A 15492-nucleotide genomic window follows, 5' to 3' on the forward strand; every position below is an offset into this window, starting at 1 on the left:
CCCCGTATTTCACGACAGTCCCATGACTGTTTTATGACGCTCCCGCTGAACTCAGTGCTTGGCCACCGCCGAGTTGAGGTTCAGGTAGTCCAGCAGGATGTGCCCGGACTCGGTGAGGTAGGCGTCGTCCTGCGGCTTGGTCTTGTCGTCCTCTTCCGGCAGGGCGTTCTCGTCCTCGCGCTTGAGTTCCTTCAGCGGCTCCTGGCCCTTGGACTTGCGCAGGGCGTTCTCCATGGCCAACTGGCGGTTCTCGATGCTGGTCTGCTGGGCGCGGCGCTTGGCCTCGTTCAGGCTGACGGTCTTCTCCTTCATCAGCTCCTGGGCCAGCGCCAGGCGCTCGCGGGCGTAGACGAAGTCGGCATTGTTCTCGGTGCGCGCGTCGTGCTGGGCCTTGAGTTGCGCGAGGAACGGCTTGAACGGGTTGGCCTCGTCCTTCACCACCGGGCGGATGGTGTCCCAGGGCATCGAGTCGGGCAGGGCGCTTTCGCCGATTTCCTTGTCGTCGACGATGGACGGGTAGCTGATGTCCGGGATCACGCCCTGGTGCTGGGTGCTCTGACCGGAGACTCGGTAGAACTTCGCCAGGGTCAGCTTCAGTTCGCCGTGGTTGAGCGGCTGGATGGTCTGCACGGTGCCCTTGCCGAAGGTCTGTCCACCGAGGATCAGCGCGCGGTGGTAGTCCTGCATGGCGCCGGCGAAGATCTCCGAGGCGGAGGCCGAGAGACGGTTGACCAGTACCGCCAGCGGGCCGGTATAGAAGGCCTTGCCTTCGTCGTCGTTGAGCACGTCGACGCGGCCGTCGCTGTTGCGCACCAGTACGGTCGGGCCCTGGTCGATGAACAGGCCGGTCAGCTCGGTGGCCTCCTGCAGGGAGCCGCCGCCGTTGTTGCGCAGGTCGAGGACGATGCCGTCGACCTTGTCCTTCTGCAATTCGGCGACCAGCTTCTTCACGTCGCGGGTGGTGCTCTTGTAGTTCGGGTCGCCGGCGCGGTAGGCCTTGAAGTCCAGGTAGAAGGCCGGCAGGTCGATCACGCCGAGCTTGTAGCTGCGGCCTTCGTGGTCGACCTTGATGATGGATTTCTTCGCCGCCTGGTCCTCCAGCTTCACCGCCTCGCGGGTGATGGCGACGATCTTGCTGGTCTGGTCGTTCGGCGCGTTGCTCGCCGGAATCACTTCCAGGCGTACCTGGGAACCTTTCGGCCCACGGATCAGCTTGACCACTTCATCCAGGCGCCAGCCAACCACGTCGACCATTTCGCCCTTGCCCTGGGCGACGCCGATGATCTTGTCGGAGGTGGCGATCTGCTTGCTCTTCGCCGCCGGGCCGGCCGGCACCAGGCGTACGACCTTGACGTAGTCGTTGTCGCTCTGCAGCACCGCGCCGATGCCTTCCAGCGAGAGGCTCATGTTGATGTCGAAGTTTTCCGCGTTGTCCGGCGACAGGTACTGGGTGTGCGGATCGTAGGACTGGGCGAAGGCGTTGATGTAGGCCTGGAAGATGTCTTCGCTGCGGGTCTGCTTCAGGCGCGACAGCTGGTTCTTGTAGCGCTTGGTGAGCTGTTCCTGGATCGCCTTGTCGTCCTTGCCGGTGATCTTCAGGCGCAGGACCTCGTCCTTCACCTTCTTGCGCCAGAGGTCGTCGAGCTCTGCGGTGTCCTTCGCCCAGGGGGCCTTTTCGCGGTCGATCAGCAGGCTCTCGTCGACGCTGAAGTCGATCTTGTCGACGCCCTTGTCGAGCATCGCCAGGGCGTAGTCGAGCCGACCTTTCAGGCGGTCGAGGTGGCGCTTGTAGATGACGAAGCCGGGATCGAGGTCGCCGCTCTTGAGGAAGTCGTCGAACCTGTTGCGCCAGCGATCGAACTCGGCGATGTCGCCGGCGGTGAAGTACATCCGCGCCGGATCGAGCATCTTCAGGTAGCTGTCGTAGATCTTGGCCGAGCGTTCATCGTTCAGCGGCGGCTTGTTGTAGTGGTGCCGCTTGAGCAGTTCCACCACGTTGAGGCTGGCGATGACCTGCTCGCGGTCCGGCTGCAGGCTGTCCCAGGAATTCTGGGCGCTGCCGACGGAGACGGCGGTCGAGGCGAACAGCGGCAGCGAACTGGCGCCGAGGAGGAGCAACAGGGCGGTACGGGGCAGAAAACGCTTCATGCTGATTCGACTGATCGCGGAGTAATGACGCATATTAGGCCTTATTAGCCGGCGCCGGGTTCCCTTGGCGCAATGCAAAAAGCCCGACTCTGGGTGATCGGGCCGTGACAACCCCACTATGGAGGCAGCGTGAACGCATTGCAAGGTATCGAAGGTCGTGTCGAGTGGTCGGAAATCGCCGCCCCGTCCTGCGGTCAGGGCGAAATCCGCATCCGCGTGGCGGCCGCCGGACTCAACCGCGCCGACCTGTTGCAGAAGGCCGGGCTCTACCCGCCGCCACCCGGCGCCAGCCCGGCGCTGGGGCTCGAGTGTGCGGGTGTGGTCAGCGAGGTGGGCGCGGGCTGCACCTGGCAGGTCGGCGACCGGGTCTGCGCGCTGCTCGCCGGCGGCGGCATGGCCGAGGAAGTGGTGGTGGACGCGCGCCACGTACTGCCGGTCCCGGCAGGGCTGAGCCTGGCGGAGGCGGCGGGGATTCCGGAGGTCTACGCCACGGCCTGGCTGAACCTGTTCCAGTTGGCGGCGTTGCAGCCCGGCGAGAAAGTGCTGCTGCACGCCGGCGCCAGCGGCGTCGGTTCGGCCGGCATCCAATTGTGCAAGGCGTTCGGCAACCCCTGCTGGGTCAGCGTCGGTTCCGCCGAACGCCTGGCCTACTGCGAATCCCTGGGCGCCGCCGGCGGCGTGCTGCGCAAGCAGAGCCTGGAATCGCTGCGCGATTTCGCCCCGTTCGACGTGATCCTCGATCCGGTCGGCGCCCGCTATGCCGGGTTGAACCTGGAGTTGCTGCGGCGCGACGGGCGCTGGGTGATCATCGGCCTGATGGGCGGCCGCGAGGCGCAACTGGACCTGGCTCAACTGCTAGGCAAACGCATCCAGTTGACCGGCTCGACCCTGCGTACCCGTGATGCCGAGTTCAAGGCGCAGTTGATCGCCGAACTGGGGTTGAAGGTCTGGCCATTGTTCTCCGCCGGGAAACTCCGCGCGCAGCTGGAGCGAACCTTCCCGATCGTCGACGCCGAGGCGGCGTTCGAGGCGTTGGCGAGCAACCAGGTGCAGGGCAAGGTCGTGCTGGTGGTGGACCCGTCGCTGGCCTGAAGGGCCGCTTCGGCGACGCGATGGAAAGCGCGATCCGCTCGCGCTTTCGCAGCGAGCCTGTCAGCGCCAGGCGTTGACCGGCCAGCCCATTTCCTTGGCGTAGGCGAGCAGGGTCGGGTCCGGATTGACCGTATTCGGATGGCCGACCAGCTTCAGCAGCGGCAGGTCGTTGCGCGAATCCGAGTAGAACCAGGCGTCGGCCAGTTGGCGATCGTCTCCTTCCAGCAGGTCGAGCAGACGCAATACCTTGCCTTCGCGATAGGTGAGGGTGCCGAGGGTGCGGCCGGTGTAGTGTCCGTCGAGCACTTCGAGATCGATGGCGAGGACTTCGTCGACGCCGATCCGCGCCGCGATCGGCTTGACCAGGTGCACCCCGGATGCGGAGACGATCAGCACCCGGTCGTTGGCGCTGCGGTGGCGCGCCAGGCAGGCGCAGGCGTCGCTGTAGATCAGCGGCTCGATGACCTCCTCGACGTAGGCCTCCACTTCCCGCTCGACTTCCTCGACGCTGCGACCGATCAGCGGTTGCAGGGTGTAGTCCATGTACAGGTCCATGGACAGCTTGCCTTCGGCGTACTGCTCCATCAGTTCGGCGTCGCGGCGGACGAAGGATTCGTCGACCCAGCCGAGACTCGCCATGCGCTGGCTCCACAGGCTGGAGCAGTCGCCGTGGATCATGGTCTCGTCCAGGTCGAAGATCACCAGGCTCATCAAGCTACCTCTCGAATACTGTTGCGATCGATGACCAGCGTCAGCTGACTGCCGGCCGGATACAGGCGGTCTGCGCTGCGGTTGAGGACGTCGACGGTGAGTTCCACCCCGGCGGCCTCGACGCGGTAACGGATCACGTTGCCGAGCAGACTGTGCGAGCGTACCAGCGCCGGCACGCCTTCGCTCGGTTCGTTGCCCAGGCGCAGGGATTCCGGGCGGATCGCCACCTGTTGCGCGCAGGGCTGGCCGAGCAGGCGGCTGGCCTGTTCGGCGTCGAGCAGGTTGTAGTTGCCGATGAAGCCGGCGGCGAAGGCGTTTTCCGGCGCGGTGTAGAGGGTCTCCGCGTCGCCGCTCTGGACGATGCGTCCGGCGTTCATCAGGACGATGCGGTCGGACAGGGTCAGCGCTTCCTCCTGGTCATGGGTGACGAACACCGTGGTCAGCCCCAGCTCCTGCTGGATGCGGCGGATCTGTTCGCGCAGGTGCTTGCGGATGCGCGCGTCGAGGGCCGACAGCGGCTCGTCGAGCAGCAGCAGGCGCGGGCGCGTCACCAGCGAGCGGGCCAGCGCCACGCGCTGGCACTGGCCGCCGGAGAGTTGGTGCGGGTAGCGTGCGGCGTACTCGCCCAGTTCCACCAGTTCGATGGCTTCGGCGACCCGCTGCTTCAGTTCCGCCGCAGGCACCTTCTGCATGCGCAGGCCGAAGGCGACGTTCTGTTGCACGGTCATGTTGGGGAACAGCGCGTAGCTCTGGAACACCATGGCGATCCCGCGCTTCTGCGGCGGCAAAGGCACCACATCCTCGCCGTCGATGAGGATGCGCCCGCTGTCGACCTCGGTCAGCCCGGCGATGCAGCGCAGCAGGGTGGACTTGCCGCAGCCGCTGGGGCCGAGCAGGGTGACGAACTCGCCGCGGGCGGCGGCGAAGTCGATATCGCGGAAGATGCTGGTGGCACCGTAGCTCTTGTCGAGCTGTTCGACGCTGACGAACGACATGATCAGGCCTTGTCCTTGTTCAGTCGATTGGCCGCCCAGGTCAGGACCAGGACGAACACGAAGTAGGAGACCACCACTGCGCTGGTGTAGTGGCCGCTGCTGTTGCGCATGTTGTTGAGGAACACCTGCAGGGTCTCGTAGCGGGTACCGACCAGCAGGTTGGCGAAGACGAATTCGCCGATGAGGAAGGAGAACGACAGCAGCAGGGCCACCATCACGCCCTTGCGCAGGTTCGGCAGCACGACCAGCAGCGCCGCCTTCCAGGTGCTGGCGCCGAGCAGGTGGGCGGCGTCCATCAGGTCGCGCAGGTTGATCGCCTGCAGGTTGTTGGTGATCGCCCGGTACATGAACGGCAGGGCGATGGTGAAGTAGCAGCCGACCAGCACCCAGGGCGTGCCGATCATTTCCAGCGGCCCGCTGGCATAGAGTTGCAGCAGGCCCACCGAGGAGACGATCGGCGGCACCGCGAAGGGCAGCAGGATGAGCACGTTCATCACGCCGTCCAGGCGCGGGAAGTGGTAGTGGATGACGAACATCAGCGGCAGGATCAGCAACACGCTGAACGCCAGGGCGCCGAAGCAGACCAGCAGCGAGCGGGCGAAGGCCAGCAGGAAGCGCTGGTCGCTCCACAGCGTCAGGTACCACTTCAGGGTCAGGCCGTCCGGCAGCAGGGTCGCCGACCACTGGGTGGCCAGCGAGTAGAGCAGGGTCGCCGCCAGCGGCAGGACCAGGATCAGGAACAGCGCGCAGACCACCAGGCGATGGTAGAGCGCGGCAGGACGTCGATCAGCGCGCGACATGGTAGCTCCTGCGCAGCAGCCATTGGTGGACCAGGGTGATCAGGGTCATCAGGCCGACCAGCACCATGGCCAGGGCGCTGGCCATGTTCGGGTCGGGGAACACGTCGCCGGCGACCAGCGCGCCGATGCGGATCGGGATCACGTTGAAGTTGCCGGTGGTCAGCGAGTACACCGTGGCGTAGGCGCCGAGGGCGTTGGCCAGGAGGATGACGAAGGTACCCAGCAGCGCCGGGGTCAGCACCGGGATGCCGATGTGTCGCCAGTACTGCCAGCCGTTGGCGCCGAGCAGCGCGGCGGACTCGCGCCAGTCCTCGCGCAGGGCGTCGAAGGCCGGGTAGAGCAGCATCACCCCGAGGGGGATCTGGAAATAGGTGTAGAGGATTATCAGGCCGGTCTTCGAGTAGAGATTGAAGTCGTCGATCCAGCCGGCCTGCTTGAGCAACAGGGTCAGCGCGCCGTTGAAGCCGAGCAGGATGATGAAGGCGAACGCCAGCGGTACCCCGGCGAAGTTGCTGGTCATGTTGGAGAAGGCCATGACGAAGTCGCGCAGGCGGCTGTCGACGTGGCGCAGCGAATGGCTGCCGAGCACCGCGATGAGCAGGCCGAGCAGGCTCGACCAGCCGGCGATCTCCAGGCTGTGGCGGATCGCCTGGCGGTAGAAGGGCGAGCCGAACAGCTCGAGGTAGTTGGCCAGGCTCCAGGCGTCGCTGGCCTTCAGGCTGTTCAGCGCGACCCAGGCCAGCGGCGCTATCTGGAAAATCACGAAGAACGCCGCGAAGGGCAGCAGGAACAGCAGCGCCAGCCATTTGCCGGAGAGTCGTTTCATGGGGCGAGCAGCTCCCGGCAGACGGGTTTGTCGTGGGCGGCGCCGAGGATTTCGCAGAGCGTGCCGCAGAGGTCGGTCTGCAGCGGTTGCGTCAGGTCGTCGCGGCTGAAGGCGTCGCCGAAGACGAACAGCGGCACCTCGCGCTCCTCCTCGAGGATGCCGCCGTGGCTGCGGTCCTCGTTCATTCCGTGATCGGCGGTGATCGCCACCTGGTAGCCGGCCGCCAGCCACTGGTGCAGGTATTCCGACAGCAGTGCGTCGGCGCGCCGCGCGGCGTTGCGGTAGGCGGGGCTGGCGAGGCCGTGCCTGTGCCCGGCGTCGTCGATGTTCATCGAGTGGACCAGCATGAAGTTCGGTGCGTGCCGGCGGCGCAGGCTTTCCGCGTCGGCGAACAGGTGCGAGTCCGGATAGTGGTCGCTCCAGTAGAAGTGTCCGCGCTGGATCGGCAGTGCGCTGTCGTCGGTGTGGCGGTCGCGGGCCGGGTCGAACGGCGCGCGGTTGTACAGTTCGCTGACCCAGTGGTAGGCCGCTGCCGCGGTACTCAGGCCGGCCGCGCGGGCGTAGTGGAACAGGCTCTGTTCCTGGCTCAGGCGGACCACGTCGTTGTGCAGGATGCCGCTATCGATCGGCGGCACTCCGGTGAGGATGCATTCGTAGAGCGGCCGGGACAGCGAAGGCAACTCGCATTCCAGGCGGTACGACTGGCCGCGGCCGGCGCCGCAGAGGGCCTGGAGATGCCCCATGCAGTCGCGGGCGACGCTGTGGTTGAGGCCGTCCAGCAGGACGAGGATGACGTCGTGGCGCATTCGGGGTATCCGTCGATGCGGGGCGGCCGCCGGGGAGGGCGGCCGCGCTCCGCGTCACTGCATGTTGATGATCACCGCTTCCTGCCACTGCCGCGGCAGGCGCTTGGAGGTTTCCTCCCAGGCCTTGGCGTCCTTGATCGGCTGGGCCTTGGCGTACTGCTCGTTGGGTAGCAGTTGGGCCTTCACGTCGTCCGGCAGGGTCAGGCTCTCGGCGCGGATCGGTCGCGCGTTGCCCTTGGCCAGGTTGATCTGTCCGGCGTTGCTGAAGATGTACTCGCGGGCGAGCTTGGCGGCGTTCGGGTGCTTGGCGTACTTGTTGATGATGGTGGTGTAGCCGGAGATCACCGAGCCGTCCGAGGGGATCAGCACCTCGAAGCGCTCCGGGTCGATCTGCTGGCGGTAGCTGAGGCCGTTGAAGTCCCAGACGATGCCGACTTCGACCTCGCCCTTTTCCAGGGTGGCGATCACCGGGTTGGTCAGCGACAGGCGGCCCTGCTTGGCGATCTTGCCGAAGAACTCCAGGCCCGGCTTGATGTTCTTCTCGTCGCCGCCGTTGGCGATGGCCGCGGCGAGCACCCCATTGACCGCCTGGGCGGCAGCGCTGACGTCGCCGATGGTGACCTTGTACTTGCCCTGCAGCAGGTCGGCCCAGCTGTGCGGTACGTCCTTCACCAGTTGTTTGTTGACGATGAAGGCGATGGTCCCGGTGTAGGCGAGCGCCCAGTGGCCGTCCTGGTCCTTGGCCCAGGCCGGGATCTGTTCCCAGGTGCTCGGCTTGTACGGCTGGCTGACGCCCTGCTGCACGGCGATGGGGCCGAAGGCGGCGCCGACGTCGCCGATGTCGGCGCTGGCGTTGTCCTTCTCGGCCTTGAACTTGGCCAGCTCCTGGGCCGAACTCATGTCGGTATCCATGTGCTTGAGCCCATACTTGCTCTCAAGGTCCTTCCAGGTGTCCTTCCAGTTCGCCCAGCTGTCGGGCATGCCGACGCTGTTGACCTGGCCTTCCTTGCGCGCGGCCTGTTCCAGCGCCTGCAGGTCCGCTTCGGCGGCCAACGCCAGGCCGCTGCCGAGGGCGATGGCGGTTCCCAGCAATGAAGCAAGCATGCGTTTCATTCGGTGCTCCTTCGTTCGAGAGGTTCGGTCGGGCAGCCTCGGGAGTTCTCGACGCTCCTTCGGGCGGGACTGCCGCGGGTGTGGTCTAGATCAGCAAGACCCAGGCCAATCTAGAGCCGCTGGATGACGGTTTCATGTCAGCTAGCCGCGCCTGGCATCGCCGCGGCTTGCATCCGCAGAAGCGTAGACCATACTTAAGCCCTCGATTCCATGGGCGCCGGGCGCCTCCGGGAAGACCGTTGTCTTGTAGCTGTCACGTCCCGGTCATCTGGGTTTCCTAGCATCGGACGAGCCGGAGGCACAGGGCGGGCCGGCGGAAATGCCCCTTGTTGGGGCTGGACTAGACCAATAAGGAAGCTGTCGATGCGTGACGAAGCGCTACCCACCGTAACGGCGATCTGCCGGGCGCTCAGCGAGCAGATCGGCCATGGTCTGCTGCCGGCGGGTGGCAAGCTGCCGGCCGAGCGCAAGCTCAGCGAGCTGTTCGCGACGACCCGGATCACCCTGCGCGAGGCGCTGATCCAACTGGAGTCGCAGGGCCTGATCTACCGCGAGGAGCGCCGTGGCTGGTTCGTCTCCCCCGAGCGGCTGGCCTACAACCCGCTGGTCCGCAGTCACTTCCATGCGATGGTCAGCGAACAGGGCCGGGTGCCGGCGACCGAGGTTCTGTCGGCCCGGCAGATGCCGGCGAGCGCGGCGGTCTGCGAGCTGCTGGAGCTGCCGGCGCTGTCCAGCGTCTACCAGATCCGCCGGGCGCGGCGGGTGGACGGGCGGCTGGTGCTGTATGTCGAGCACTACCTGAACGCGCAGTACTTCCCCGGGATCCTCGGCCACGACCTGACCCGCTCGCTGACCGAACTCTATGCCAGCGAGTACGGCATCCACTATGGGCGGGTGCGTTTCGACATGGTGCCCACGGCACTGCATGCCGAGGCTGCGGCGCCGCTGAAGGTGGCGGTGGGCAGCCCGGCCCTGCGTATCAGCCGGATCAACCGCGACCAGCGTGATCGGCTGATCGACTGCGACCTGGAGTTCTGGCGCCACGACGCCATCCATATCAGCGTCGAGGTACCGCAGTAACGCCACGCGTCGACGACCTGCGGCACCTTCTGCGAGGATGGGGCTCCGGGAAAAGGAGCCCTCGCATGTTCATACTGCCGATTTCGTCCGACCTGCACCTGGAGCTGCTCGACCAGCCGCGCGCGGAGGAGCTGTTCCGCCTGGTACGTGCCAACAGCGAGCACCTGGCGCCCTGGATGCCGTGGGTGCCGCTGACGCAGAGCGTGGACGATACCCGCCGTTTCATTGGCGAAGGCCAGCGGTTGTGGGCGGAGCGCAGGAGCTGCCGCTGCGGGATCGTAGAATCCGGATGCCTGGTCGGCGTCATCGACCTGCACGACTTCACCGAGGACAGTCGCAGCGCCAGCATCGGCTACTGGCTGGCGGCGTCCGCGCAAGGGCGCGGGCTGCTGGCCAGGGCGTTGGGGAAGACGATCGAGCTGGGTTTCCTTGGCTACGACCGGCAGCGCCTGGTGATCCGCTGTTCCACCGAGAACCTGCGCAGCCAGCGCGCCGCCGAGCGCCAGGGCTTCCGGCGCGACGGAGTGATCCGGGCCAACGAGATCATCGCCGGGCGTGCCCACGACCATGCGATCTACACGCTGTTGCGCAGCGAATGGCACGCTGCGCACGCCTGAGTGGCCCCGGGCGAATGCCCGGGGCGTGAGCGCGCCTGGCGCTCAGGGCAGCTCGCTGCTGGCGTAGAAGGCGCCGAGCACCTTGACCAGGTGCGCCAGGTCATGGCTACCGGCCAGCTCGCGAATCGAGTGCATGGCGAAGGTCGGCAGGCCTATGTCGACGGTGCGCACGCCGACCTGGCTGGCGGTGATCGGGCCGATGGTCGAGCCGCATCCCATGTCGCTGCGGGTCACGAAGCTCTGCACCGGCACTTCGCTGTCCTGGCAGAGGTGGCGGAAGAAGCCGGCGGTTTCGCTGTTGGTGGCATAGCGCTGGTTGCTGTTGATCTTGATCACCGGACCGCCGTTCAGCGCCGGGCCATGGTTGGCGTCGTGCTTGTCGGCGTAGTTCGGGTGTACGCCATGGGCGTTGTCGGCCGAGACCAGCAGCGAGCGCTGGATCGCCCGGCTGAAGGCGTCACCTTCCGGCAGCAGGCGGCGCAGTACCTGTTCGAGGAACGGACCGTCGGCGCCGCAATGCGAACAGGAACCGACTTCCTCGTGGTCGGTGCAGACCAGGATGCAGTTCTCGTCGCCTTCGGCGTTGAGCAGGGCTTCCAGGCCGGCGTGGCAGGACGGCAGGTTGTCCAGGCGCGCCCCGGCGATGAACTCGTCGTTGAGACCTACCACCGCGGCGGACTGGGTGTCGTAGAACGACAGCTCGTAGTCCAGTACCACGTCGGCGGTGATGCCGTGCTCGCGCAGCAGCTGTTCGTCGAGCAGCAGGCGGAAGTCGGCGGCCTCGCCCGGCGCCAGTTGGGCGATGATCGGCGGCAGTTCGTTCTGCGCGTTGATCGGCCAACCCTCGTTGGCGGCGCGGTTGAGATGGATGGCCAGGTTGGGGATTACCGCGATGGCCTTGCGGAAGTCGACCAGGCGGCTTTCCAGCTTGCCATTGGCGCGGAAGGTGACGCGCCCGGCCAGTGACAGGTCGCGGTCGAACCAGGGGGCGAAGAGGGCGCCGCCATAGACTTCGACGCCGAGCTGGAGGAAGCCGTTGCGAGCGATCTCCGGGTTCGGCTTGACCCGCAGGCAGGGGCTGTCGGTGTGCGCGCCGACCAGGCGGAAGCCGCTTTCCAGGGGCGAGCGACGGCCCAGGCGGATGGCGATCAGCGACGAGTCGTTACGGGTCACGTAGTAGCGGCCGCCGGTTTCGGTGTGCCAGGCGTCGCGCTCGTCGAGGCGGCGGTAGCCGGCGGCTTCCAGGCGGCGGGCGAGGCTGGCGGTGGCATGGAAAGGCGTGGGCGAGGCCTTGAGGAAATCGATCAGGCCCTGGTTGAGTTCTGCGCGCATAGTGGCTCCGGACGGCAATCCATGCAGTCTATCGTATTGTCCGACGGGGTTCAGGTCGTTGGCGGCGGGGCCGGCCAGAAAAAGCGGAAGCTGGTCGTTGTATGGCAAGACGGGGTACCGGAAATCGGCGGGCGGCGTCCCGGCGGGCCGGGACGCGGCGGGGAAGGCTCAGAACGGCGCCGGCGACTCGAAGCGCAGGCGTTCGCCGCTCTGCGGATGGGTCAGGCACAGCAGGCTGGCGTGCAGGCACAGGCGTTCGTGGGCGGCGAGGGCTTCGGGGTTGGCGTAGAGGCGGTCGCCGAGCAGCGGATGGCCGATGGAGAGCATGTGCACGCGCAACTGGTGCGAACGGCCGGTGATCGGCGTCAGCTCGACCCTGCTCCAGCGTTCATGACGCTCGATCACGCGCCAGAAGGTCAGGGCGTGGCGGCCGTGCTCGAAGTCCACCACGTGACGCGGCTTGGTCGGCGGGTCGTAGCGCAGCGGCAGTTCGATGCGCCCGCTGTCCAGTTCCGGCAGGCCCCAGCAAAGGGCGGTATAGGCTTTCTCGGTCTCGCGGTCGTGGAACTGGCGGGACAGCTCGCGGTGGCTGTCGGCGTCGCGGGCGAGCACCATCAGGCCGGAGGTTTCCCAGTCCAGGCGGTGGACGATGCGGGCCTCGGGATAGCCGTTTTCCTGCAGGCGGGTGACCAGGCAGTCCTTGTTGTCATCGGCGCGGCCGGGCACCGACAGCAGCAGGGTGGGCTTGTCGACCACCAGCAGGGCGTCATCCTGATGAACGATTCGGATCTGGGACAGCGGCATAGCGAACGGGCTCATCGCCGGGAGGCGGCAGGGAGCCTGGCGGGCAGGCTCGGTGAAACGACTGCGGCGGCCAATGGCCGCCGCAGTATGGACCCTGGGCGAATCAACGATCCGGCAGGGTGATGTTGAGTTCCAGGATCGAGCAGTTGCCCTGGTTCTCCAGTTCCACCTGGATCTGCTCCTGGTCGATCGGTACGTACTTGCGGATCACTTCCAGCAGGTCTTTCTGCAACTGGGGCAGATAATCCGGCTGTGCGCGCTGGCCACGTTCGTGGGCAACGATGATCTGCAGTCGTTCTTTCGCGATGGAAGCGCTGTTCTGCGATTTCCGACTGCGAAAGAAGTCTAAAAGGCTCATTCACGTCCTCCGAACAGTCTTTGCAGGAATCCTTTCTTCTGCACATCGAGGAATCGATGCGGTATTTCCTTGCCGAGCAGGCGGTCGACCGCATCGCTGTACGCCTGGCCGGCGTCGCTCTGCTCGTCGAGGATCACCGGCACGCCCTGGTTCGACGCCTTGAGCACGGCCTGGGATTCCGGGATCACCCCGAGCAGGCGGATGGCGAGGATCTCCTCGACGTCGTCGACGCCGAGCATCTCGCCCTTGGTGACGCGCTCCGGGTTGTAGCGGGTCAGCAGCAGGTGTTCCTTGATCGGCTCCTCGCCTTTCTCGGCGCGCTGCGACTTGCTTGCCAGCAGGCCGAGCATGCGGTCGGAGTCGCGTACCGAGGAAACCTCGGGGTTGGTCACGACGATCGCTTCGTCGGCGAAGTACATGGCCAGGTGGGCGCCTTTCTCGATGCCCGCCGGGGAGTCGCAGATGATGTATTCGAAATCCTTGCGCAGTTCGGCCATGACTTTCTCGACGCCTTCCTTGGTCAGGGCGTCCTTGTCGCGGGTCTGGCTGGCGGCCAGGACATGCAGGTTTTCGAGGCGCTTGTCCTTGATCAGGGCCTGGGTGAGGGTGGCCTCGCCGTTGACGACGTTGACGAAGTCGTACACCACGCGGCGTTCGCAGCCCATGATCAGGTCGAGGTTACGCAGGCCGACGTCGAAGTCGACGATGACGGTCTTGAAACCGCGCAAGGCCAGGCCGGTGCCGATAGCTGCGCTGGTGGTGGTTTTACCGACGCCACCCTTACCGGAAGTGACTACGAGAATTTTGGCCAAGGTGATTCACCCCAATGAAAAACGTAAGAATTCTGGTCCCTGAAAGTGGCGGCAGTATCCGTTAAAGGCGGGTGATGTTCAACACGTCACCCGACAGGCTGACGTGCACTGCCTTGCCCCACTGCGGGCTGCGTCGCAGGTCCTCCGCGACCTTGTAGTTACCGGCGATGGAGACCAGTTCGGCGGCCAGCTGCTGGCAGAAGATTCGCGCCGTGGCGTCGCCTTTCACGCCGGCCAGTGCGCGTCCGCGCATCGGGCCGTACACATGGATGTTTCCGTCGGCGAGAAGTTCCGCGCCGGGACTGACCGCGGCCAGCACGATCAGGTCGCCGCCGGCGGCGTAGATCTGCATGCCGCCGCGCACCGGGGTCTTCACCACCTTGGTCGGACGGCTGACGGGCTCGGCGGGCTTCTCTTCCGCCTTGGCCGGCTCGGGCCTGGCTTCACCGGCGCTCGGGCTGGGCTCTTCGGCAGGCTTGCGCGGGGCGCTGTCCTTGATGTCCAGCGGTCGTTCGCGGGCGCCCGAGGGCGGCAGCACCGGCAGGTCCAGGGCCTGGGCGGCGGCGATGTCCTCCTCGCGCCCGGCGCGGATCGCCAGGGTGCGCAGGCCGTGGCGGCGACAGACCTCGAGGAGCGCCGGCAGGTCAAGGCGGCCTTCGCCTTCGGGCAGCTTGTCGAGGGCCATGACCAGGGGGGTGTCGCGGAAGAAGTTGGGCGCTTGCGCCACCTTGTCGGCGAGTTGCCGTTCGAGCCTCGCCAGGTCGTTGTGCGCCAGTTCGAGGATGGTCACCGCGAGCATGCTGCCCTTGAGCTGGAATACGGGGTCTTGATCGAGGAGGTCGGCTTGGCTCATGGGGCTTATCGGTCGTTGAATTGCAGGGACTTATAACGAGAACGCCGGATGCCCGCAAGCGTGGCAGATAGCCGGGGCGGCATCGATCGGCAACGCGGCGTCCCGCCGGGACGGCGGGCAGGGTAGAATGGCGGGCTTTGATCGTCGTCGGAACCGTCCATGGATCGCCCCCGTTTCTCCAGCGCTTTCCTCCATCCCCGCTACTGGCCGCTCTGGTTCGGCCTGGGGCTGCTCTGGCTGGTGGTGCAGTTGCCGTATCCCGTCCTGCTGATGCTCGGCCGTGGCCTGGGGGCGCTGATGTACCGCTTGGTCGGCTCGCGCCGCGAGATTGCCGCGCGCAACCTCGAACTGTGCTTTCCGGAAAAGTCGCCCGCCGACCGCGAGCGTCTGCTGAAGGAGAACTTCGCCTCCAGCGGCATCGCCTTCTTCGAGATGGCCATGAGCTGGTGGTGGCCGAAGGCGCGCCTGGCCCGTCTTGCCCATATAGAAGGCCTGGAGCATCTGCGCGAGGCCCAGGCCAAGGGCGAGGGGGTGATCCTCATGGCCCTGCATTTCACCACCCTGGAGATCGGCGCGGCGCTGCTCGGCCAGGTGCACACCATCGACGGCATGTACCGTGAGCACGACAACCCGGTGTTCGACTACATCCAGCGCCGTGGCCGCGAGCGGCACAACCTCGATGCCACCGCCATCGAGCGCGAGGACGTGCGCTCGATGCTCAAGGTGCTGCGTGGCGGCCGCGCCATCTGGTACGCACCGGACCAGGACTACGGCGCCAAGCAGAGCCTGTTCGTGCCGCTGTTCGGCATCCCGGCGGCCACCGTCACCGCCACTACCAAGTTCGCCCGCCTGGGCCGGGCGCGGGTGTTGCCGTTCACCCAGAGCCGCCTGGCCGATGGCAGCGGTTATCGCCTGACCATCCACCCGCCGCTGGAGGACTTCCCCGGCGAGAGCGAGGAAGCCGATTGCCTGCGGATCAACCAGTGGGTCGAGCGTTGCGTGCGCCAGCAGCCCGAGCAGTACCTATGGGCGCACCGGCGTTTCAAGACCCGCCCGCCAGGCGAAGCCAAGCTCTATCCGAAACGGCGCAAGCGCTGAGGACGGGCATTCCGGACGCGCGCGGGGTCTGGCTATACTCGCCGCAG

At 66.3% G+C, this 15492-nt stretch carries 16 protein-coding genes; 4 read left to right on the forward strand and 12 right to left on the reverse strand.

Annotated elements, in window-relative coordinates; genetic code table 11:
• Positions 1-51 precede the first annotated feature (51 nt).
• Positions 52-2148, reverse strand: coding sequence for a carboxy terminal-processing peptidase (locus HMPREF2716_RS22805; protein ID WP_003091593.1), 2097 nt, complete (start codon positions 2146-2148; stop codon positions 52-54).
• Between the two features lie 129 nt (positions 2149-2277).
• On the opposite strand from HMPREF2716_RS22805, the gene HMPREF2716_RS22810 reads away from it, so the two are divergent.
• Positions 2278-3240: an NAD(P)H-quinone oxidoreductase gene (locus HMPREF2716_RS22810; protein ID WP_003114796.1), complete on the forward strand. Its 963-nt coding sequence runs from the start codon at positions 2278-2280 to the stop codon at positions 3238-3240.
• A 60-nt stretch (positions 3241-3300) separates the two neighbouring features.
• On the opposite strand, the gene HMPREF2716_RS22815 is transcribed toward HMPREF2716_RS22810, so the two are convergent.
• Genes HMPREF2716_RS22815 through HMPREF2716_RS22840 form a run of 6 tightly spaced genes read right to left on the reverse strand, consistent with a single transcriptional unit; the run spans position 3301 to position 8491 of the window.
• Positions 3301-3951 (reverse strand): HAD family hydrolase, encoded by a 651-nt coding sequence (locus HMPREF2716_RS22815; RefSeq protein WP_003091591.1) that lies wholly within the window; start codon positions 3949-3951, stop codon positions 3301-3303.
• The gene (locus HMPREF2716_RS22820; RefSeq protein WP_003109170.1) at positions 3951-4946 is read right to left on the reverse strand and encodes an ABC transporter ATP-binding protein; all 996 of its coding nucleotides are present in this window, start codon (positions 4944-4946) and stop codon (positions 3951-3953) included. Before HMPREF2716_RS22820 ends, HMPREF2716_RS22815 begins: the two co-directional genes overlap by 1 nt.
• 2 nt (positions 4947-4948) lie before the next feature.
• On the reverse strand, positions 4949-5746 hold the full coding sequence (locus HMPREF2716_RS22825) for an ABC transporter permease (protein WP_003091589.1): 798 nt from the start codon (positions 5744-5746) through the stop codon (positions 4949-4951).
• Positions 5733-6572, reverse strand: a complete 840-nt coding sequence (locus tag HMPREF2716_RS22830; RefSeq protein ID WP_003091588.1) for an ABC transporter permease — start codon at positions 6570-6572, stop codon at positions 5733-5735. Before HMPREF2716_RS22830 ends, HMPREF2716_RS22825 begins: the two co-directional genes overlap by 14 nt.
• The gene (locus HMPREF2716_RS22835; protein ID WP_023120349.1) at positions 6569-7378 is read right to left on the reverse strand and encodes an alkaline phosphatase family protein; all 810 of its coding nucleotides are present in this window, start codon (positions 7376-7378) and stop codon (positions 6569-6571) included. Before HMPREF2716_RS22835 ends, HMPREF2716_RS22830 begins: the two co-directional genes overlap by 4 nt.
• A gap of 54 nt (positions 7379-7432) precedes the next feature.
• On the reverse strand, positions 7433-8491 hold the full coding sequence (locus HMPREF2716_RS22840) for an ABC transporter substrate-binding protein (protein ID WP_023517841.1): 1059 nt from the start codon (positions 8489-8491) through the stop codon (positions 7433-7435).
• A 363-nt stretch (positions 8492-8854) separates the two neighbouring features.
• Between HMPREF2716_RS22840 and HMPREF2716_RS22845 the strand changes: the two genes are divergently transcribed.
• Entirely contained in the window at positions 8855-9571 is a 717-nt protein-coding gene (locus tag HMPREF2716_RS22845) for a UTRA domain-containing protein (protein WP_003122232.1), read from the forward strand.
• A 65-nt stretch (positions 9572-9636) separates the two neighbouring features.
• Complete coding sequence (locus HMPREF2716_RS22850; protein WP_003114799.1) at positions 9637-10188, forward strand: GNAT family N-acetyltransferase; 552 nt, start codon at positions 9637-9639, stop codon at positions 10186-10188.
• 42 nt (positions 10189-10230) lie between these two features.
• Here the strand turns inward: HMPREF2716_RS22850 and HMPREF2716_RS22855 are convergent, their stop codons facing one another.
• The 5 genes from HMPREF2716_RS22855 to minC form a co-directional block, all read right to left on the reverse strand.
• Positions 10231-11520 (reverse strand): M18 family aminopeptidase, encoded by a 1290-nt coding sequence (locus tag HMPREF2716_RS22855; protein ID WP_070622019.1) that lies wholly within the window; start codon positions 11518-11520, stop codon positions 10231-10233.
• Between the two features lie 168 nt (positions 11521-11688).
• Positions 11689-12324 carry an RluA family pseudouridine synthase gene (locus HMPREF2716_RS22860; protein ID WP_003114801.1) on the reverse strand — a complete coding sequence of 212 codons (636 nt, stop codon included), beginning with the start codon at positions 12322-12324 and terminating at the stop codon, positions 11689-11691.
• A 103-nt stretch (positions 12325-12427) separates the two neighbouring features.
• Positions 12428-12682: a cell division topological specificity factor MinE gene (gene minE / locus HMPREF2716_RS22865; protein ID WP_003091581.1), complete on the reverse strand. Its 255-nt coding sequence runs from the start codon at positions 12680-12682 to the stop codon at positions 12428-12430.
• Positions 12679-13494, reverse strand: a complete 816-nt coding sequence (gene minD, locus HMPREF2716_RS22870; RefSeq protein WP_003091579.1) for a septum site-determining protein MinD — start codon at positions 13492-13494, stop codon at positions 12679-12681. The genes minE and minD overlap by 4 nt, the downstream gene beginning before the upstream one ends.
• Before the next feature lie 61 nt (positions 13495-13555).
• Positions 13556-14347, reverse strand: a complete 792-nt coding sequence (gene minC, locus HMPREF2716_RS22875; protein WP_003114802.1) for a septum site-determining protein MinC — start codon at positions 14345-14347, stop codon at positions 13556-13558.
• A 159-nt stretch (positions 14348-14506) separates the two neighbouring features.
• Between minC and HMPREF2716_RS22880 the strand changes: the two genes are divergently transcribed.
• The gene (locus HMPREF2716_RS22880) at positions 14507-15445 is read left to right on the forward strand and encodes a lipid A biosynthesis lauroyl acyltransferase (protein WP_023517840.1); all 939 of its coding nucleotides are present in this window, start codon (positions 14507-14509) and stop codon (positions 15443-15445) included.
• The last annotated feature ends 47 nt before the right edge of the window (positions 15446-15492 follow it).

It is taken from the genome of Pseudomonas sp. HMSC076A11 (assembly GCF_001810205.1).
In the GTDB taxonomy this organism is placed as follows: Bacteria; Pseudomonadota; Gammaproteobacteria; order Pseudomonadales; family Pseudomonadaceae; genus Pseudomonas; species Pseudomonas aeruginosa.

Coding starts and splice junctions, on each gene's coding strand:
- minE (WP_003091581.1), bottom strand. CDS start 12,682: ATGAGCCTTTTAGACTTCTTTCGCAGTCGGAAATCGCAGAACAGCGCT.
- HMPREF2716_RS22880 (WP_023517840.1), top strand. CDS start 14,507: ATGGATCGCCCCCGTTTCTCCAGCGCTTTCCTCCATCCCCGCTACTGG.
- HMPREF2716_RS22860 (WP_003114801.1), bottom strand. CDS start 12,324: ATGCCGCTGTCCCAGATCCGAATCGTTCATCAGGATGACGCCCTGCTG.
- HMPREF2716_RS22835 (WP_023120349.1), bottom strand. CDS start 7,378: ATGCGCCACGACGTCATCCTCGTCCTGCTGGACGGCCTCAACCACAGC.
- HMPREF2716_RS22805 (WP_003091593.1), bottom strand. CDS start 2,148: ATGAAGCGTTTTCTGCCCCGTACCGCCCTGTTGCTCCTCCTCGGCGCC.
- HMPREF2716_RS22840 (WP_023517841.1), bottom strand. CDS start 8,491: ATGAAACGCATGCTTGCTTCATTGCTGGGAACCGCCATCGCCCTCGGC.
- HMPREF2716_RS22825 (WP_003091589.1), bottom strand. CDS start 5,746: ATGTCGCGCGCTGATCGACGTCCTGCCGCGCTCTACCATCGCCTGGTG.
- HMPREF2716_RS22820 (WP_003109170.1), bottom strand. CDS start 4,946: ATGTCGTTCGTCAGCGTCGAACAGCTCGACAAGAGCTACGGTGCCACC.
- HMPREF2716_RS22815 (WP_003091591.1), bottom strand. CDS start 3,951: ATGAGCCTGGTGATCTTCGACCTGGACGAGACCATGATCCACGGCGAC.
- HMPREF2716_RS22850 (WP_003114799.1), top strand. CDS start 9,637: ATGTTCATACTGCCGATTTCGTCCGACCTGCACCTGGAGCTGCTCGAC.
- minC (WP_003114802.1), bottom strand. CDS start 14,347: ATGAGCCAAGCCGACCTCCTCGATCAAGACCCCGTATTCCAGCTCAAG.
- HMPREF2716_RS22830 (WP_003091588.1), bottom strand. CDS start 6,572: ATGAAACGACTCTCCGGCAAATGGCTGGCGCTGCTGTTCCTGCTGCCC.
- HMPREF2716_RS22855 (WP_070622019.1), bottom strand. CDS start 11,520: ATGCGCGCAGAACTCAACCAGGGCCTGATCGATTTCCTCAAGGCCTCG.
- HMPREF2716_RS22845 (WP_003122232.1), top strand. CDS start 8,855: ATGCGTGACGAAGCGCTACCCACCGTAACGGCGATCTGCCGGGCGCTC.